Annotated in this window: 16 protein-coding genes and 1 tRNA gene; 15 read left to right on the forward strand and 2 right to left on the reverse strand. The window is 41.1% G+C overall.

Annotated features, from left to right (window positions below; genetic code table 11):
• Positions 1–131: 131 nt before the first annotated feature.
• Together nadA and AK965_RS05395 are read left to right on the forward strand one after the other, a co-directional pair.
• Complete coding sequence (nadA, locus tag AK965_RS05390; protein WP_099078648.1) at positions 132–1,193, forward strand: quinolinate synthase NadA; 1,062 nt, start codon at positions 132–134, stop codon at positions 1,191–1,193.
• A gap of 118 nt (positions 1,194–1,311) precedes the next feature.
• Complete coding sequence (locus AK965_RS05395) at positions 1,312–2,355, forward strand: potassium channel family protein (protein ID WP_099078649.1); 1,044 nt, start codon at positions 1,312–1,314, stop codon at positions 2,353–2,355.
• Positions 2,356–2,480: 125 nt separating this feature from the next.
• Here the strand turns inward: AK965_RS05395 and AK965_RS05400 are convergent, their stop codons facing one another.
• On the reverse strand, positions 2,481–3,050 hold the full coding sequence (locus tag AK965_RS05400) for a YecA family protein (protein WP_253252662.1): 570 nt from the start codon (positions 3,048–3,050) through the stop codon (positions 2,481–2,483).
• 548 nt (positions 3,051–3,598) lie between these two features.
• Here AK965_RS05400 and AK965_RS05405 point away from each other — a divergent pair.
• From AK965_RS05405 to AK965_RS05420, 4 genes are all read left to right on the forward strand, one after another.
• A complete protein-coding gene (locus AK965_RS05405; RefSeq protein WP_099078650.1) occupies positions 3,599–4,048 on the forward strand; it encodes an L-alanine exporter AlaE in 450 nt (149 codons plus the stop codon).
• 144 nt (positions 4,049–4,192) lie between these two features.
• Positions 4,193–4,280: transfer RNA gene (locus AK965_RS05410), tRNA-Ser, on the forward strand.
• Positions 4,281–4,794: 514 nt separating this feature from the next.
• Positions 4,795–5,394 carry a hypothetical protein gene (locus AK965_RS05415; RefSeq protein WP_099078651.1) on the forward strand — a complete coding sequence of 200 codons (600 nt, stop codon included), beginning with the start codon at positions 4,795–4,797 and terminating at the stop codon, positions 5,392–5,394.
• A gap of 45 nt (positions 5,395–5,439) precedes the next feature.
• The gene (locus AK965_RS05420) at positions 5,440–5,961 is read left to right on the forward strand and encodes an opioid growth factor receptor-related protein (protein WP_172438073.1); all 522 of its coding nucleotides are present in this window, start codon (positions 5,440–5,442) and stop codon (positions 5,959–5,961) included.
• Between the two features lie 82 nt (positions 5,962–6,043).
• Here AK965_RS05420 and AK965_RS05425 read toward each other — a convergent pair whose 3' ends face one another.
• Positions 6,044–7,060: a YafY family protein gene (locus AK965_RS05425; RefSeq protein ID WP_099078653.1), complete on the reverse strand. Its 1,017-nt coding sequence runs from the start codon at positions 7,058–7,060 to the stop codon at positions 6,044–6,046.
• Positions 7,061–7,154: 94 nt separating this feature from the next.
• On the opposite strand from AK965_RS05425, the gene AK965_RS05430 reads away from it, so the two are divergent.
• The 9 genes from AK965_RS05430 to AK965_RS05470 all read left to right on the forward strand — a co-directional run bounded on the left by AK965_RS05430 (position 7,155) and on the right by AK965_RS05470 (position 20,109).
• Entirely contained in the window at positions 7,155–8,747 is a 1,593-nt protein-coding gene (locus tag AK965_RS05430; protein ID WP_099078654.1) for a DUF4145 domain-containing protein, read from the forward strand.
• Positions 8,748–8,883: 136 nt separating this feature from the next.
• Complete coding sequence (locus AK965_RS05435; RefSeq protein WP_143699933.1) at positions 8,884–9,555, forward strand: hypothetical protein; 672 nt, start codon at positions 8,884–8,886, stop codon at positions 9,553–9,555.
• Positions 9,556–9,615: 60 nt separating this feature from the next.
• Positions 9,616–10,893 (forward strand): ADP-ribosylglycohydrolase family protein, encoded by a 1,278-nt coding sequence (locus tag AK965_RS05440; protein ID WP_099078656.1) that lies wholly within the window; start codon positions 9,616–9,618, stop codon positions 10,891–10,893.
• A 55-nt stretch (positions 10,894–10,948) separates the two neighbouring features.
• Positions 10,949–11,284 carry a hypothetical protein gene (locus AK965_RS05445; protein ID WP_099078657.1) on the forward strand — a complete coding sequence of 112 codons (336 nt, stop codon included), beginning with the start codon at positions 10,949–10,951 and terminating at the stop codon, positions 11,282–11,284.
• 142 nt (positions 11,285–11,426) lie between these two features.
• Positions 11,427–12,299, forward strand: a complete 873-nt coding sequence (locus tag AK965_RS05450; protein ID WP_099078658.1) for a phosphoadenosine phosphosulfate reductase family protein — start codon at positions 11,427–11,429, stop codon at positions 12,297–12,299.
• 210 nt (positions 12,300–12,509) lie between these two features.
• The gene (locus AK965_RS05455; RefSeq protein ID WP_172438074.1) at positions 12,510–14,720 is read left to right on the forward strand and encodes a DUF262 domain-containing protein; all 2,211 of its coding nucleotides are present in this window, start codon (positions 12,510–12,512) and stop codon (positions 14,718–14,720) included.
• A 209-nt stretch (positions 14,721–14,929) separates the two neighbouring features.
• Complete coding sequence (locus AK965_RS05460) at positions 14,930–15,922, forward strand: DUF4007 family protein (protein WP_099078660.1); 993 nt, start codon at positions 14,930–14,932, stop codon at positions 15,920–15,922.
• Positions 15,912–19,151: a hypothetical protein gene (locus AK965_RS05465; protein ID WP_099078661.1), complete on the forward strand. Its 3,240-nt coding sequence runs from the start codon at positions 15,912–15,914 to the stop codon at positions 19,149–19,151. Before AK965_RS05460 ends, AK965_RS05465 begins: the two co-directional genes overlap by 11 nt.
• Entirely contained in the window at positions 19,144–20,109 is a 966-nt protein-coding gene (locus AK965_RS05470) for a phosphoadenosine phosphosulfate reductase family protein (RefSeq protein ID WP_099078662.1), read from the forward strand. Before AK965_RS05465 ends, AK965_RS05470 begins: the two co-directional genes overlap by 8 nt.
• The last annotated feature ends 20 nt before the right edge of the window (positions 20,110–20,129 follow it).

Below are 20,129 nucleotides of genomic sequence, written 5' to 3' on the forward strand. Positions count from 1 at the left end.
TAAATGGAAGAATTGTTATGTCTAACAAAGATATAAGGTTAGGGTGACAGAAATTCTTGTAACGGGTTGGTTTTTAAAAATTAACAAGGTTACAATGTACGGATTAAAGGAAGTTGCGTAGAGCAAGAGCAATGAGCCATATACTAGACAAAATTGATACCGTTTACCCATTCCCACCAAAACCAATTCCATTAAGCGAAGAAGAAAAAACGTTTTACATTGAGCGTATTAAGAAACTGCTTAAAGAGAAAGATGCGGTACTTATCGCGCACTACTACACCGATCCTGAGATCCAAGCATTGGCGGAGGAAACGGGCGGTTTTGTTGGCGATTCGTTAGAGATGGCGAAATTTGGTAATCGTCATCCAGCAAGCACATTAATCATCGCTGGCGTTCGCTTTATGGGCGAGTCTGCAAAGATCTTAACACCTGAAAAACACATTCTAATGCCAACATTAGATGCAGAATGTTCACTTGATCTTGGTTGCCCGGCGGACAAGTTCAGCGAATTCTGTGATGCGCACCCTGACCATACCGTTGTTGTATACGCCAATACTTCTGCGGCTGTTAAAGCTCGTGCTGACTGGGTCGTAACGTCAAGTATCGCTCTTGAAATCGTTGAACACCTAGATGCAGCAGATAAACCAATCATTTGGGGCCCTGACCGTCACCTAGGCTCGTATATTGCGAACAAAACTGGCGCAGACATGTTGCTATGGCAAGGTGAGTGTGTGGTTCACGATGAGTTTTCGGCTGATGCGCTGCGTAAGATGAAGAGCGTTTATCCAGACGCCGCAATACTAGTGCACCCTGAGTCCCCTGCTAGTGTGGTTGAGCTTGCCGATGCTGTGGGCTCGACGAGTCAACTCATCAAAGCAGCGAAAGCGTTGCCTCATCAGCAAATGATCGTTGCAACCGACAAAGGCATCTTCTTTAAGATGCAGCAGCTTGTTCCAGAAAAAGAATTGATTGAAGCACCAACTGCAGGTGCAGGTGCGACATGTCGTAGCTGTGCACACTGTCCTTGGATGGCGATGAACGGCCTTAAAGCAATTGAAAAAGCGTTGAGTGAAGGTGGTGAAGAGCATGAGATTTTCGTGGATGAAGCACTACGTGTGAAATCGCTTATCCCACTGAACCGTATGCTAGATTTCGCTGAGCAGCTCAACATGCAAGTGAAAGGCAACGCTTAAGCATTTGTAAATTGTTAAGTTAAATCTCAAAAACCAGCCGAATATGGCTGGTTTTTTTGTTTCTTACAATCAATGGGTTAGTATTTAGTTATCGCAATTAGAAAGGAATCGGAAACGTATGGCAGTGTGGCTAGTACTGAAAAAGTGGTTAAGCACCCATTTTTTCAAATTGAGCAACCGAAACCTTCTCGTCATCAGTGGCGCTTATATTACCATCTCATGGTTGTTGTTGGCTCTTGCTGGAGAGCGCGCACTGACGGATAACTTCGCAAACTTCATCTACTACTTAATGGTCACCGCTTCAACGGTGGGTTATGGTGACCATTCACCGGTCACTGATATTGGCAAGTGGGTAGTCGTGTTGTTTATTATCCCGGGTGGTTTGAGTTTATTCGCTGCTATTTTAGGGCGAGTAGCAGGAGGGGCGATTGATTATTGGCGAGCAGGGATATTGGGTAAACGGAGAGTAAAAGTGGAAAATCATATCGTATTATTGGGTTGGAATGGCGCACGTACCATGCACCTTATCCGTATGTTGCAGCATGAAGAGGAAGGCAAGCGCCCAATCGTGTTATGCAGCCGCTCAGACATAGAAAACCCATTACCGGGTGAGATTGGTTTTATCAAGGTGAACAGTTACACCGATGCGCAGGAGATGAAGAACGCTAACATCACCAGTGCCAACTGTATCATTGTTGATAACCTAAGTGATGATATTACCCTCTCGGCCGCTTTGTATTGTGCCTCCGTGAATCCTGACGCACACTTGCTCGCCTACTTCAAAGACGAAGCGCTAGGCCGATTGCTCAGTCAGCATTGTCCGAAAGCCGAGTGTATCCCCGCCGTTGGTGCAGAGATGTTGGCAAAAGCGGCGGTCGACCCTGGCTCGAGTGCGCTGCATCAAGAACTGTTAGCCTCGACCCGAGGAATGACGCAATACTCAGTGATTTATCCAGAAAACCAACCACCGACAAGCGTAGAAACGATCTTCGGATTTATTAAGCAGCGTCATCAAGCCACATTGATTGCGGTTGATCTTGGAAATGGTATCGAACTCAACCCTGATCTAGAGGCAGCAGTACCAGCCAATACCAAGTTGTTTTACATTGCAGACGAGCGTATTGAAGATTTCTCTTGGACAGACATGAACAAAGACAAATAATGCATATCGTTGCCAACCTGTTGGCCGTTGGTTAGTGAAGCAAGGTATGGCGTGTTACGTTCCACATTTATTTCAACGTGATCAAAAAAAGCTCTCCTAGGCCTAGGAGAGCTTTTTAGTTGTGATTATTGATCTTCAGCGAGCGTCACACCACGCTGAGTCAGACCGCTAAGCATCATTGGTACTGCATTGAAGATCTCTTCAAATTGCTCCAAACCTTCTATGCCTTGTTCTGCAAGTGCCGCGATGGTGGTTTCTGGATCGTAAAGCATGGTCAGAGAAAGAAGAACCCCCCCAAGCAACGCGTTGTCTTCGCTGTCTTCCGGCATCAGTGTTTCCCAATCATCACGAGCAAGTTGCCAACCTTGAAGCACACCCTCGCAGAAATCACGAGTGGTTGCAGAAATAATGTCTTGCTCATCCAAAGTACAACCTTCAGGCCACTGCCAAGACCCGTCAAGAAGCGCAGGACGTGCCTGGTTCCACATTTGTACGATCTCATCAATGTATTGTTCTAGTTGCTCGCCATCAGAAAATGGCGCAGTTTCTTCTCCGCCCCACAGAAATGGTAGCCACTCTTGAGGCATCAATACGTTTGGTGCTGACGCCATCGCTGTCACGAAGCCCTGAGTTTTCGCCAGGTTTAGTAGTTTTCCGTCAAGCTCTGGAAGAGAAAGAATATCTTGTAGTTTCAAAATAAAATACCATTTGTTAATGGATTGGTTGATTGCGCTTATCTTACCAATCAATCAGGCATAAATCGATATACCTATGCGACTCCAAAGGGTAGGGGGTGTTTAGATTTATGTAAATTAGCCCTTCACTTGGAAATCCCCCCTCTTGCTCTGATAGCTAGTGCTTCACTGTCTCTGCAATTATCTAGGCTGCCGGTTTTCTCCGAATCTCATCTCCTGGTTAGCATAAGTGTGCTTATTTGAATGACTATGGCCATATATTCTGCCATCAATCTGCATGTTTTCATTGGCTAACTCATTTGGAAAGTAAATAAATTACGTTTTTAAGCTTCAGTTTAGGCCGTTTTATGGCTGATTTTGCTAGTGCTGGTGAGATTCTCTATCTTAATGGCTAAATGTGGTTATTAATTTACAACTTAACAATTAAAATGGTTATTTAAACTGAATAACTTATGATTTAATAGTCTCAACAACTACATAGGTCTTATGGTGTAGTAAGTTATCTTTTGTTTGCCATGTATGTTGGTGTTTGATGTTAGAGGTTGTAAATGAAGTCGCGTGGACCATTTTGTATTCGTAATGCTGCAGCGGATACTTTTGCTATGGTGGTGTTTTGTTTTATCACTGGGATGGTTATTGAAATTTTGATTTCGGGTATGACGTTTGAACAGTCCCTAGCATCGCGTACATTGTCTATTCCAGTAAACATCGCGATTGCTTGGCCTTACGGCATGTTCCGCGATTGGGTGCTGCGCCAAGGTAAAAAGGTATCTCCTTCGTCTGTTATAAAAAACGTGTCTGATTTAGTGGCGTATGTATTGTTCCAGTCACCGGTTTATGCAGGTATCTTATTTGCCGTTGGAGCATCAACGGAGCAAATCATCACTGCCGTCGCTAGTAATGCAGTGGTGTCTTGTGGCATGGGAGTACTTTACGGCTACTTCCTCGATCAGTGCCGTCGTTGGTTCCGTGTGCCGGGTTACTATCAAGGCGCGTAATTGTCCCACTTTTGCTCAATTTAGCTAGATAATGAGCAAACAAACGAAAAAGGGTGCTTTTTTTTATATTTAGCCTTGACCATCAGGCACATAATCATTAAATTAGCGCCTCGTTAGCCAATGATGCTAACCACAATTTGATTCGGTGAGTTGTCCGAGTGGCTGAAGGAGCACGCCTGGAAAGTGTGTATACGGCAACGTATCGAGAGTTCGAATCTCTCACTCACCGCCACATTCTATAGAAAAGACGTCCTAGGACGTCTTTTTTTGTATCTAAATCAATATATTACCTACCAAAGACGTCCACGTCGCTCAGTAAAATCCACGGCCTAGACGTATAAGCCAACGTATAGTTAACTTATCTCTGCCAGCACCACTATCCATTTTTACAACGAAATCGTTATACACTGCTAAGAATTGAACCCGAGAGGTAACTTCGATAAGTCAATGTATCCAATGGTTTTTATAGAAAGAACGGATAACCATTTTTAAGCGAGAATGAGGTTCAAGAAGATTATACATTTTTGACCTTAAGCGAGGGTGTTATGGGCAATATTGCAAAAAAACAAGTGAAACGGTTGTTGGTGGTCCTTGATGATATTTTCAAACACGAGGCTTAAGAAGTTCCGAAAAGCGACATTTTCTGTCGCCCTTATTGCTATAATCTTCTTCATTCATCGTTCGTCATACATAATTGACGTCTAGCTTCAGACCTGATCTTGAGGCGGCGTATTACAGAGATTGAAATGAATAAACTCATCACATTGGCGGCGATTAGTATTAGCTTCACCGCATTTGCTCAGGATGAAGAGCCCCTTAGTCCCATCGTTCATGGTTTTCACCATAATGACAATATCATCAACCCTAAATGTATCAATTTACTCCAAACCTCTGAGAGTGAGTCTCCGGAGTTCGGAATTATTCTCCGTTCAGTCATTATTGATAGTTGCCAAGAGAGTAACCTTGCTTTTGAGGGGCGTGATTATAGTGTCTCTTCAGATGGGGTAGTTTCGTACTTTGAAAACCCCGACGATGGTTATTCCCGTTTCCAATATAAAGTGCTAGGTAAAACGGAGCGTGGTGTTTTCGCTTTAGCCCATTCTGGATACATTGGTTTGTATCGGTTAGAGACTCAGGCCGTAGATTTTGACTTTAACAACTCAAACGAGCAAAGGGTCAATGTGTTAACCAAGTTAAGCCAATCGTGGGTGCCGTGTTTTCGATCTGCACAAGTTAAGGGAAACCAATTGCAAGTGATAAAACACGTTTGGGATCCTGCAGCATCAAGGGCGGAACAGTGCTCAGATAGATTAGAAACGGTCACATTTGATCTTTCACACTTTTAAATAACGACTTTGAGTGCAAAACACGATATCAAAAGAGAAATGGTAATGACTGAACCTACCCAGCTTGACCCGATTGCTTCGTTTATGTCGGGGACAACACCAGACAGCTTGGGGCGATATATCTCAGAGATCCATCAGTTCACCCACTTTTGGCTCGAGCACGATCATAAATTCATCCAAGTGTTGTTTCCGATAGATGATGGGCATAAGTTCAATCGGCATACTCCGTTGGTGAACCTTGAATCAAGGCAGGCTTTTATCAATAGTCACGCGTTACGAGAAGCGCATCTTCGTTCTTTGGATCTCATGCTTGATTACTATGGGTTACAGCGAGTCGGGTTGAGTATCGAAGTGCGAGATGAACTCGTGCCTCATTCACACGATTGGTTAAAGCCGAAAAATCATAATCAGCTTCGCATCACTCGAATGATTCGCAGTTTGTACCTGTTAAGCAATGAGGAAATTGCAGCAAATTTCCAGCAAGTGTGCATACGAGAGGGGCTACGAATTGGCACTATCACTCCAGATACCATTGAACATTGGGAACGTGCAACTCAGTTGCCGTGATTCGTGACAGAAGACAACTGTTGAAACGTTTAGCCAAACCTACTTGGCTAAACGTTGTCATTTTTTGTTAATTATGAGTATTTCAACACTCAATGCCGTACAAGCTTAATCCCGCTTTAAGGTTATCAATTATCTTTTCTCGAAGCGTTAATGGGGCTATCACCTCAATGATATTGGCATGCTTCATTAGCCACCACTCAAAGGTGTGACTGTCACGCACATCGGCTTCTATCGTGGTAAAGCCGTTTTCATTAGAGAGGATTTTCTGCTCAGCTGAGAGCAACGTTTCTTCGATAAGGTGTAGGCCATGATAGTTTTCGATTTTCAGCACGACCTTTTGCATTTCTCCTCCAGAAAAGTGGCGTGCGTTCTTCTGTACATACTCTCGAACATCAAATTGGCTTAATGTCTTCGTACTACTAAAACCAAGCTTTAGGCTATGGATGCGGTGCAGAGCAAAAGTACGAAAGTCATCAAGTGTGCCAGGAACTAGCCCAACCAGATAAAAACTATTGCCGTAAAGGAATAATCCTAGCGGAGTAGATGTGTAATTACTCGGTGTAGCAGCCCCTCGTTTTTGATAAGTAAATGCGATGTCTTTCTTATTCAGCAATGCCTCTTCAATAAGTTTGAAGAACTCATTGCCGACCGTTGGAGCGATCAAAGGGTATTCACTTTGGAAATAACAAAATCGTTCACGCCAAAGTTTGGTTTGTTTGGTATTGACTTGCTTAAGTGATGAGAAAATGGAATCGACATCGGATCGTAACGTGGGCGGCAGCATTGACTTAATTTCTTTCTCTATGATCTGTAAAGAGACCACCGAAGACATACCATCAGGCTTGATGGGATGACGATGTCCTTTTGCGACTTGGTACACGTATGGTCTACTTGTGTCATCCACCTCAATACTCGCGTGATCGGCCACCACACTATTTATACAACGTTGAACCGTGCGCAGTTGGCTCTTTTCATCTGCTTTGTCACTTAATAACCCCGCAGATTGCAATCGCTCTTTGATGTCCAAGCTAGAAATGCGCTCTGGGTAACAGGGAATAGACTCTAAAACTTTTTTATAACGTTGTATTTGTATGCTCATTATCGTGCCATGAAAAATTGTACGTTTAGGCGATATGAATTGTCGCTAATATAAATAGTATAGTGTTCATAGACAGCAAAAAGGAGCGCTAAAAATGCAAGTTCAACCACACTTTGAGAACAACACAAACGATAACTTCGCTTTTCTTAAAGACGGCCTGGAAGAGTTGTATAACCAAGCGGTGCTAGCTGAGCGTTATTACTTTACCGATCCGCAATCTAGCTTGGTAAAAATGCGTCTATTTATTGAACTTGCATGCCATGAAATAGGTAAGCACTTCAAATTGCGTCCGCCAGTGCATGGTGATCTCTCGAACAAAATTAAAATGCTTCAAGCATCACAGTGTGTCGAAGAGTGGGTGATTGATGAGATGAACCAGTTGCGACATGATGGGAACCGTTCTGTCCATATGACTGAAGTGAATGGCGCTTATGTTGCCAAGCTTTCGGTTGCTCGCTCGCGTATGCAAAAGCACATGAATAGCCTTTATGAAATAGCTCATTATGTAGGGCAAACGGTGTTAGGCACACCGACACAGTGCTCTTATACATGGCAAGAGCCAACCTATTGTGACCTAAGTGAGTTCATCGCTGATGCTCTAAAAGGCTCTAAAGAAGCCAGTTATTACCTAGCCAATAAGTTCTATACCGAATTGCTAGAAATGAACAATCAAACGGGTGAGTCACGCTGGTGGCAAAAAGAGCAATACCTCGATAAGCAAGCAGATCTGAGTTACTGGCTAGAGAAAACGCACCGTCAAGGACACCCTCAAAGTTGGTTGCTATTGGCAAAATGTTACTCAAATAAGTTATTGCAAGAAGATTCGACGCGTAATGCGAAATCATGTTTTAAGCTGGCGCTAAAAGAGGATGAGCAAGGGGAGGCCGCGTTTGAGTTTGGTTCATTCCTTATTGAGCGTGAAGAACCTAAGCTCGGGGAAAGCTATATTCACCAAGCTGCCGAACAAGGCTACCACCCTGCGCTTTCGTTCGTGTTGAGTGCCGCATTTAAAACCGGCGATGAAAAAACGTATTGGCTGGAACGCGCTCTTGAACACCGCTTACCTGAAGCATTTACGGCCGATGTCATGCTCAAGCTTGAGGCGAATGAAACCGAGCAAACCGATGAGTCTCTTAAGGCATTGCGCTCTGCATTGGTTTCAGGGCAAGCGCGTCGCGCACCTGCGATTTCATTCTTTCAATCTTATGTGGATCTTGTCACTAACAAAGTGGCGGACACACAAAGTGCACAAAAGAAAATGATCGAGGCTTATGAGTGCATGCCAACTTATTTAGACGTAGAGCTACGTCTATTTAAACAAATTGCACATGATGCCGCTTGTTATGATCAGATGCTGGATATCTATCACAAGGCATTAAAACAGGCGGCGAATGAGTTAGAAGCCGCTGATGTTAAATACTCCATCGTAAAACAAGCGCTTGTTGTTGCAGCAGAGAAGTTTAAGGTCCGTGAGGGAGTGAAAACGCCCAAGTCCATTCCTACTTTGTTAAAAGAAGCCGCAGATGCTGGGCATGCAGAGGCCCGCCGCTTCGTGAACAGTGCAGAGGGTAAAGCGGTATTGAAGAAAATTGGCTTCACCTCTCAGGGAAAAATGCAAAAAGACGCAGCAGAAAAACTCAAGAACAAGCGTAAGCGCAAGCTAGCAAAGAAAGCGAAGCGTAAATGATCATATTCTTTTAAAAAGAACATGGGTCAAAGATTCATCTAACAACCGTCAGTTGGCAAATAAATCTGAGAGTTAAATAACTTGGAAACAGTAAAAGAATATCAAATAAATCCTCTAACCACCGGAGCAGAATAAAGTGTATTTTGATGAAGATTTATTAACACCACCCCCTCTATCACCAAGAGGTTATTTAACATATCGTGGAATTATGGAGTCTCCTCCAGAGCATTGGGGTCAGTGTGGTGATTTGTACCTATGGGACCAATTGCGCGATTTTCTAGGGAATGACTCTGTTCCAGAAGAGTCGGAAGAACTCCGTAACCGCATCGCTTGGGCCTTTGAAAATTACACGGGTAAATCAATTGACTCTTGTGGTGATGTCGCTCTTTCTAAATATGTAACGAAAAACAGTGATTGTGCCATTGTCGTGAGTCCAGAGTTTTGGCGAGAAACGGTGATCCCCCTCTTAATTGAACGAAGCCAACAACATTTTTCAAGGGGAAGAATCGATATATCTGGCATATACGGAGAGATTAGAGATCAGATATGCGTGATCAGAACTGCTGATTCAATAGTGATTAAGGTGTTAACTATTAAGTGGTCTGGGCCTCATACTCCGATTTCTGAATGGATTACATTCAAGGAGCTACCTTTAGATTGTAAAATAGAAGTTGAATACGCAAAGGTGTTGCGTAGTAAGTATTTTAAATTTTGTGATTATTGTTTTACTTACAATAATGCAGGTCATATGTTCGAGAAAAGAATGTGTCAGAGTTGTGCTAGCCGCCACTTAGGGGTGGTGTATTAGGCTTTGAATTATCAATGACTAACAATTGTTATTTGCCGAAAAATCTGAGAGTAAACGAACTTGGAAACAGAAAAAGAATATCAAATTTCACGCGCAGCCGGGGCCTTACTAGGATTAGCGGTGGGTGATGCGTTAGGCACGACTTTAGAATTCAAACCGAAAGATAGTTACACCCCTTTGACCGATATGGTAGGCGGTGGCCCATTTGGTTTGAAAGCAGGGCAGTGGACCGATGATACATCCATGATGCTTTGCCTTGCAGACAGCCTGATTGAAAAAGGCTGTGTTGACCTTGATGACCAAATTCAGCGATATGTTCGCTGGTATCGGCATGGTGAAAATTCGTGCACGGGGAGTTGTTTTGATATTGGCATGACCGTCCGCACTGCGTTGGTGAGTTATGAAAAAACAGGCATCCCAGAGTCGGGCTCTACGTCTCATCTTTCTGCGGGTAACGGCAGCCTAATGCGTGTTGCTCCCATTGCCTTGTTGTTTGCTCATCAGAGCGAGGACGCAGCGATGGAAGCCGCAAAGTTGAGCTCACTGACTACGCATGGAGAAGAGCGCTGCATTCAGGCGTGTCAAATCATGACGTTGCTGCTGCATCGATTGTTCAATGCTGAAAATATTAGTGACAGACAAACGTTCTTGAAAACAACGTTATCGGACTACTTACAGTATTCAAGTCAATGTCACCCGGAAATTCGCGCTATTGCTGAGTGTCAGTTTTTTAATAAGTCCCGAGAAAACATCCGCGGTACAGGCTATGTCGTTGCTTCACTAGAAGCCGCACTTTGGTGTTTCTTAAATAGCGCTACTTTCGAAGATGGCGCTTTACTGGCTGCAAACCTAGGCGAGGATGCTGATACCACCGCAGCTATATTTGGGCAGTTAGCTGGGGCTTATTATGGTTCACGAGGAATACCGTCAAAATGGCTAGAAAAGTTAGCGCAAGAGAAGCGTATTCGTGATACCGCTATGTGGCTACTTCAGCGTCCAACGAACCAACAGGTGAACGCGTTTATCACTCACCTGACCAACAAAATTGAAACCCAAGCCCCAGAAAATATCGAGCTTTACTCAATGGCGTATGATTATGAGTTGATGGTTACTCACATAGATTACAACTCGCCGTTTTATATGAAAGAACTCGATACATTAGAGGACTTCGAGCGGTTTCTAAGTGGGGCATCGTTTCGAGATTGTCTCTGTTGGATGATACTTATTGTGAGATCTGAACGTTTTTGCGATGGTGTGACTGAGGATAATATCAGAAATGGGGCCGTGACACTTTGGTTAAAAAATATGTCATGTTTACTTGCATTGGATGTTAAATAAACACCCGATAAAGAACAGTTTAAATTTTAGTATTTGTATTATGGAATAAATAACTATGGCACAAGCAATTTTGTTCGAATGCACATCATGTGATAAAAGCATCGAATCATGGTCTGATGGCAATCCATATTACATTGATGAGAATGGGGTGAAACAATACGCTTACCATACTAATATGGATGCGATAGCGCGTTGCATTGGCAACGATGACCCTCACATCTGCCTCGGGTGCGGACATGAATTCATGTTAGATTCATTAGTACCAACAACGGAGTGTCCTAAATGCCAATCAAGTAATATTAAATCTGACCATGATTTAGAAGGTGAAGTATGCCCGTATTGTAAAAAAGGGGTGTTTAAGCAGGATATTTATTATTTTCAGATATCGTAGCAGGACGAATGTGGTTTGATATAAAACAAATGAGAGATGTTGGTTATTTGATTTTATTACATAATTAAAGAAGTGATTAAGTTTTATTAAACTAAGAATTATATAGAGATTGAGAATTCATACCTAAGTAAGGGAGTACATTATGAGTGAACAAGGAAAGGTAAAACATGTGCTTAAGTTATCAGGTGATAAAAATAGTGCAGCACTAGCGATATACGTGGCTAGAAAATTTCCAGAAATGGACATTGATTACTTCTTTACTGATACGGGTAAAGAACTACCGGAGGTTTATGAGTATCTAGACCAACTTGAAATTGTGTTAGGTAAACCAATATTGCAAATCAACGATAGAAAGGACTTTGATTACTGGTTAATGCAGCACAATAACGTTTTACCATCGAATGAGCGGCGTTGGTGCACCATTCGAATGAAGCTAGAACCATTTGAAAAATGGATCAAGCCTTATCTTGATGATGGTTATAAAATCGTATCTTATGTCGGTGTCCGTGCTGATGAGCTATGGCGTGATAGTTTCCGGCTAAACGACAGTCACAAGTATCTAGAAATTAAAATGCCTTTTGTTGATGATGGGAAAGATGAGCAAGATATAATTGATATCCTAGACAGAATAGGACTTGGTTTACCTAAGTTCTATGAGTGGCGCTCCGGCTCTGGTTGTACATTCTGTTTCTTTCAACAAAAGATAGAATGGGTTCAATTGATGGAGCGATACCCTGAAGCTTTTGAAGAAGCAAAATATTACGAAAAGAAAGCACAAAACAGTGACAATGGAGAAGCTTTCTTTTGGATGGACTCTAATGAGCCTTTAGAATCTTTAGAAGATCCTGCGCGTATTGCTCAGATCAAAGCAAACCATAAAAAGGTACAAGAACGCGATCGCAAGAGCAAGCGTTGGTTAGGTATATGTGCACATGCACGGCTCGATGAGAGTATACCCATCAATGTTAATGAGTGGAATGGAAGTGTCATTATTGATACAGAATGCTTTAAATAGTACAGATTTTCTTATTGTGGTGCCAATTAGCTTGTGAAGTGAAAATCTCTATTCTAAGTAAGTCTCCAGGTTTATTGGTAACTCTTTAAAATTTTATTAGGACTACTGAACAGTGTCACGTTATTCAAAGTATAGAATAGAAAAAATGATAGTTATATGATAAAAAAATCATCTAAAATATGGGCTAGATATAAAATTTTAAGGTTGGCTATGGAACGTTCTCTAAGTGATACGTTTAAAAAAATAAATGAACAAACTTTACTTTTACCTGATTTCCAACGAGATTACAAATGGAGTGGCGCAAAGCAACAAAGTTTACTTGCTTCAATCATGCTCAAGTTTCCTGTAGGTAGCTCTCTAATATTGGAAGGTCAGTCCGATGACTTTGCTTTACGAAAGATAGGAGAAACTGTTCAGCATACTTTGAGTGGATCAGATGCATGTGAATATTTGCTTGATGGGCAACAAAGAACTACCACATTATATAATGCATTTAATGACGTATTTGATTTTTCTAAGTTTAGTGACCAGGCAGCATTGTCGGAATTTGTGTCTAAAAAAGCAAACCCAATGAAAGTTCGTTGGTTTCTCCGTGTACCGGTAGTAGGTAAAGCGAATGAGAACGTTACAGATATATTTAATGCAACGAAAGTATTGTTTGATAAAGATGGACTAGATCATTTTGAACCTAATGATATTTTCGATATTTTTAGCTGTGAAACTTTCAATGAAAAAAACAGCAAGGGCGTGTCTAAGTGGTTTTCACCTTACTACCAGTTGAAAGCGTTTGAGAGTGGAAAGACAAAGCCGCAAGTGATTACTCAGTTTGTTAATGACTGTATCGAACATGGTATGATTCCTTTGTTTATGGTTGGCAGCAAGCCCATAGTAGTTAATCGAATCCTTGAAGGGATAGCTGAAGTAAATATGCAAGCTATTCGAGATAAGCACGAAGAAAACTTTATTTTTATCAAAGAAACTTACGATTTTGCTCAGATATTTGATGGCCTTGAAACGTTTGAAGATTTTGAAGATAACGGTATGATTTATGCCGAAGAGATAGAGAAGATATTTGCCACTTGCAAGAGCGAGTGGAAAAACAATGTTTCAAACTACTTGGTTAGAGATATCTTTGGCGATTATCAGCTTAATAGTTTGGTTACGAATGATATTCGTCGTGCCATACCTATTTTCTGTCATTTAAATGACGGCGGTATGAAGCTTGATGATTTTGATCTGGTGTCTGCAAAAGTTGCCAAAAGAGTCGCAGATGATAAGACCACATACTCATTGAGTTCAATTATTCGTTCGATGTTTGCCAACCCCGTTAAACTCTGCCCATCTTTGGCTCACGATTGCGATGCGAATGGATACCTCTATTTAAATGAACTGGATAGTTTGTCAGATGGCCTACCATCAGGGTATTTATCTAAATCTATCCTAGCTATTTGTACAGCTATGGCTCGCCGTGAGATTGAGCTAGAGGCAGGTAATAGCTTTGAAATCAAGAAAAAAGATACCAGTTCTAAAACACTCTTGAGTTTGGACACTGAAATCATACGTAAGTATATTGAACGTGCCACCCTAGCAGTACAGCGTGCTTACGCATTTTTATTGATACGTTGTGGTGTTTATAACTCTAATAAATTGCACTACAAGCTAATGATCCAGCCGATTGCGTATGTTTTTGCCGATGATCAGTTTTGGGAAGATCCTGCTGCACATAAAAAAGTAGAGTTTTGGTACTGGACAAGTGCTTTTTCTGGCCGATATTTATATGATCAAAGTGCCGTCGTGATTGATGATATCAATCAATTATATAGCTGGGTAGCACATGGAAATGGTACTGAAATATTAGATAGAGAAGATCAGGTTTTCCAAGATGATAAGTACGCCTCAAAAGCACTACTGATGCAGGAACTCAATGAGTTCCCGAAAGAGGGCATACATAATCTTATTTTGCAGTATGTTTTGAGTGTCACGCCCAGCTTTGACTTGCTCGCTACAGAAACAAAACAATTGAAATCTTATAGGGTTAATGACAGGAACGAAGTTGTTCTATGGGAAATGAATGCTTCTGGTGGATTAAATGATCATCACATTATTCCCCTGGGTTCAGTTAAAGGATTAAGTCAGAAAACAGAGGAAATCCGTCAAGACCCTAACCATATCCTTAACAGCCCATTAAACCGTGTACTTATTTCAGGTGCTGCGAACAATGTGATTAGCTCTATGGATCCTTCGCGATACTTTGAAGATATTCCACAGAACAAGATTGTTATGAAGTCTCTCTTAATCGGTGACTCGTTTGGTGGGATCTCGACGGCTTCAACAAAAGAGGATATCAAGAAAGCATTGTCTGAGCGTTTTGACATTCTCGAGCAGTCGGTTAAAGAACGCCTCTTGAGTCTTCGTGTTTAGTTTATGAACGTTGACTTAGGTGTAAGAATGTGATGAGGCTCTTTGTGTCATATAAAGAGCCTTTTAAATTGTCAGCTCTAAATCTATAACTAGAGTGATTTGGTGGTCATTCATACGCAATAAGATTAAAAAATATGTGCCATTGAAACAGTGATTGTTAGTGAACGTGTGATAAAATGGACCGCTATTTTTGTATTGATTAAAAAATTATGTACGATAAAAGATTCTCAGGGCATCAATCATTCCCACTCCGTAAAGGCTGGTTGCATAAGTACTATAAGATTGTTGACAAAGGCGTCGATGATGTATCAAAACTTGAAGTTGAAGATCTCGCAGTTAAATGGGGTGTCGGCAAAAACATGGTCGACGCAATCAAGTACTGGGCAGACGCTATTGGGATCGGAAATCCTGAAAAAAATAAGCTAAGCACAGGTGCTTCCGAAGAAATGCTTAGTTCTTGGGATATCTACTGGACCCTAAATCAAAATGACTCATACATGGTCCATCGTTCTACCTTGTGGCTCACTCATTGGTTATTGTGCCGTGATACGTCAGTTATAACCTCATACCGGTATTTCTTTAGTTTCTACAGTGGGCTTACTGTTTCGAAAGACTCCTTATACGCCGCCATGGAAGAATCATTTGAGCGACGAAACTTATTTCCGAGTTTAACTAAGAAAAATGATTCAATTAGCTATTTAACATTGGATGCTGAAGCATCGATGAAAAAAGATATCAATGTCTTTTTTCAGATGTATTCATCTAGAAAAAACACCAAAAAGAAAGACCAAGAAGATTGCTTATTGGCTATGTTTACTGAGCTCGAATTACTTAAAGAGCTTGGAGGACAAAAAGATACATGGGTATGCGAACTTGATGAAAGGGTGTCATTGAGTGATGATGTCTTCAGTTTCTGTCTACTTGATTACATAACTCGAAATTACACAGACACAACATCGAATACTATTCCATTAAATGACCTGATCTACGGTGAGGGTAGCCCTGGCAGAGTATTTCGTATGTCAGAAAAAGAAATCGAGAATAGACTCGAAGTTATGAAAAAAAGCAAAACGTTTGAAGGCAAGCTACTGTTTGATAACTCTAGAGGGTCAAGAAGTATTATCATTAAAGACCAAACTCTTGTTGAGCTAAAGGCTGTTCGTGGATTGTTGGATAAGGTATACAAAAAGCATGTTAAGTAAAAAGATTGAACTAAAAGATACATACCTTAAGTCAGCGCGAGTTGATTCAGATCTATCAAAAAACTTTATTCAAGATATTGTTTACCATGGTACAGCTGAGCACACTCTAAATACGATATTTAAAAGCTTTAAATCGAAGCGACGTGCATTCACTGTAACAGGCCCCTACGGTTCTGGTAAATCAACCATCGCGTTATTATTGTCAGCCTTGTTAGAGCGCGATAAGGAAATACGCGAATTAGCTCTCGCAAAAGTTGGTTCTGGTACTAAAAAAATACTGACTGAAAATATACCACTAAATAACGGTTGGTTGGTGGTTAAATTTGTTGGTGACTTTGAGGATCCTTTAACTACAGTATCTAAAGCTGTAATTAATGAGGCAAATAGGAATAGTCTTCCACTATTAAACACAGAGTTACCGAGGACTAGTGCTCAACTCAAAATTTTGCTCCAAGACTTATCAAAACAAGCATCTAAATCGTTTGACGGCATTCTATTTATTTTCGATGAAATGGGTAAGGCACTTGATTACCTAAATAACAAAAAAATGGACTTACAGGTTTTTCAAGAGCTTGCCGAGTACGTTGAACGCTCTGGTAGTGACAGTGATTCAGTCCCGATGATTCTGACGGGGTATATGCACCAACGTTTCAGCGGTTATGCGCACGCTTTAAGTAAGATGCAAAAAGATGAATGGGCTAAGGTTCAAGGTAGATTCGAAGATATTCAGTTTAATGTGTCAAGCCTTGAAACGATCGAGTTATTATCAAACTCTATCCACCAATGTGACGAATTAAATTATGAAGAGGCGATGGCAGGCTCACTCCAAGAGCTTGAAAAGCAAGGTATTAGCTATCTAGATAAAGTCAAAATGTATAGCTGCTACCCGCTTCATCCGGTTGTTGCTTTGCTTTTGGGTGAAGTATCTAAGCGTCAATTTGGTCAAAATGAACGTAGTGTGTTTAACTTCCTTCTGTCTCGAGAGAGATTTGGTTTGAAAGATTGGTTGGAAAATCAAACGACTCTTAATTTATATCGAGCTTATGATCTCTTTAACTATCTAGAGACTAATTTTGAACATATCATTATTGGTAGTAGTGATGGTAGGGCCTGGGCTGCATCTGAACATGCACTTGTTGAAGCTAGGAAGAGTAATCAAAGATTTGAAGACGGTCTTGAAGCAAATATAGTTAAAACTATTTCATTGCTGAATATTTTCGCAAATCGAATAGGCATTAGGGCCGATTTAGGCATGATACATGCCCTGTTAGGCGACACGGTGAACGAAAAAATGATTCGTGAATCGCTTGAAAGTCTGGTTGACAAAAAGCTCATTGTAAAGCGGATTTCAGGGGAATATGAAATATTTCATGGTAGTGATCTTAATCTAGACGCAGAAGAGCAAAAATTCATAGAAGCAAACCCAGAGGATGTAAGTTGGCAAAAATATTTATCCGAAGGTCTTTCAAACGTATTTGCTGCAAGAGTGTATCATGAAAAGGGATGCATTCGCTGGATGGGCAAGAAAGTTCATTTTGGATCGACGCCAGAAAGCTTTGATAAACCACTATGCGACCAATCCTATTTTTCTGAATTTGTCATTTTGATGAAAGGCGATGCTAGTACATTCTCGAATAAATTCCCAAATATTGTTTTTGGTCAAATTGATGACGCAATTGGCGCGGATTTAGAATATGCAGCAAAGCGCTTAGCTGCATTGCATCATGTAGAGCTTATCTATAAAACTTTATTGCAGCAACCGTCGTCTAGTTCAGCTAGACAAGAGGTTGACGAGAGAAAACACGCCCTGAAAGTGACGTTAGATAAGCAGGTCGATGTACTCTTTAATTCAGCAAGTTGGTATGTAAATTCAAATGATAAAATTGTACAACCACAAGGAGAGTTAATTGAGATTGCTTCTTGGCTGGCAGGCGACGAGATCTTCGATGAAACACCAGCAATTTTTAATGAGTTAGTTAATAGAGCAACGCCTTCAGCTGCTGCAGTAGCAGCAAGAAATAAACTAATGAGAGCAATGGTGTATGAGTCAACTGAAGCACATCTAGCAATTGACGGTTTTCCTGCAGAAAAAGGTCTCTATTTGTCTTTGTTGCAAAACACGGGACTACACCGCTTGGATGCTCAATCAGGAATTTATGGATTTGTAAAAAGTTCCGTGAGTGATGAACTAGCAGCATTGTGGGAGCAAACACACAAGCTCCTTGCTGATAGTGAGAATAGAGTTACAGTGGCAGAACTATACCAGGAGTGGAGTAAAACTCCATTTGGTATTTCTAACGGTTTGTCGCCTGTCCTGCTTCTTGCGTTTATGTTATCTAATGAAGGTAGTCTCGCATTTTATGACAAGGACTCGACGGGGCAGTTTATGTTTATTACAGGACCAGATGAAGAATTCATCAACAAGATGATCAAGCGCCCGCAAGAGGTAGCAATTAAGTCTGTTCAAATAAACGCTCTAGAAAACAACCTGATCTCTGCAATAGGCAGAGCGCTAGATGTCGAAGGAGAAGTCACGGGTAAAGACACGGTTCTATCTCTAGCAAAGTCCATTGTTCGTTCGGTACATCTGCTTTCGCCTTTTACGAAAAATACCCGCAAGCTTTCTAAGAGCACATTGCAGTTTAGAGATTTGGCTTTAAAAGCGAGTGATCCACATCAGTTTGTTATTGAGGGTATCCCACAAATCTTTGGTAACCCTGAGACTTTAGAGCAAAATGTTGCGGACACTCTTATTGAGCTTAGATCCGCACATGCAGAAATGTTATCTAAATTTGACACCAACGTTCGAGTTGCGTTTGGAAATAGAGACTTAAACGAATTATATAAGCAAGCAATAGAGATTTATCAGTTTACAACTGATCCCGGATTGAAGACATTTACTGAACGGCTGTCTGAATGGGCTACTGATCATAACTCCGGCGTAAAAATATCAGGATTGTTTTCAGCCTTGTCACTTACTGCTGAGCGTAACTGGAATGATAAAGCTGTTGACAAAGCGTTGGAAAGGCTAACAACATTTGCAAGTCGATTTGAGCAATTGTCAGATATAATGCAAATGAATAGTTATGCGGATAACACAGATTTAATTGAAAAAGACCACAGTGAAGAGTTAAGAAAACTTCAGACAACCATCGGTGCCCTATCTCGAAGAGAGCAGACCGTTATTTTACAAAAGCACTTAGACGCTATTTTTAAAGAAAATGACTAGAAAAAACAATAAAGAATTGCATGTATTAGGCTTGTCAGGTGGCAAAGATAGCGCTGCGTTAGCGATGTATATGCGTGACAATTATCCTGATATTGAAATGACTTATTACTTCACAGATACAGGCAAGGAGTTGCCTGAGGTCAAGCAATTTATCAATCGCTTAGAAGGGTATCTTGGCAAAAAAATTATTGACCCTTGGGACGAAGTTCAAGCTGATGCGGGTAACACTACGGTCAGGGAAAAGAAAGACTTTGATTATTGGCTTAAACAACATAATAACTATTTACCGTCTCCACAGGCACGGTGGTGTACTATCCAAATGAAGTTAGTTCCATTTGAAAAATGGATCCAGAAATATTTGGATGATGGGTATAAAGTGTTTTCATATGTGGGTATTCGACATGATGAGCCACTAAGAACCGGGTATGAAGCAACCTCAAACCGCAATATTGAAACGGTTATGCCGTTCAGAAATGATGGTTTGGTGAGGCAGGATATTCTAGATATTTTGCAAAATGCTGATTTATTCCATGATACAGATGAAGCGATAAATAATCCAGAGTCATCACAAGCTAAGGGGTTGCCTGGATATTACGATTGGCGCTCAAGAAGTGGGTGTACTTTTTGCTTTTATCAGAGAAAGATTGAATGGGTTCGATTACTTGAAGAACACCCAAAATCATTCGAAGAAGCAGAAAACTATGAGAAGAAAGAAGAAGACAAAAGAGTGGATGGTACTTTTTATTGGTTAGGCAAAGGGACACCATTGTCAAGTATCAGAGACACCAAACGTCGCGAAGAAATCATCGCTAATCATGAAGCGAAGCGACAAAGATTTATAAAGAAACGTAGAATCAATGTACTTCAAGTTGACGTCGCTGATATTGATAGGGATTTCATGGATGAAATTTACGATGAACAAGAAGGCGGCGGTGCCTGCGTAACGTGTTATAAATAGTTTAATTGGCAAGGTGACAA

Origin of the sequence: Vibrio sp. PID17_43 (assembly GCF_002608565.1) — a bacterium.
Classification (GTDB): Bacteria; Pseudomonadota; Gammaproteobacteria; order Enterobacterales; family Vibrionaceae; genus Vibrio.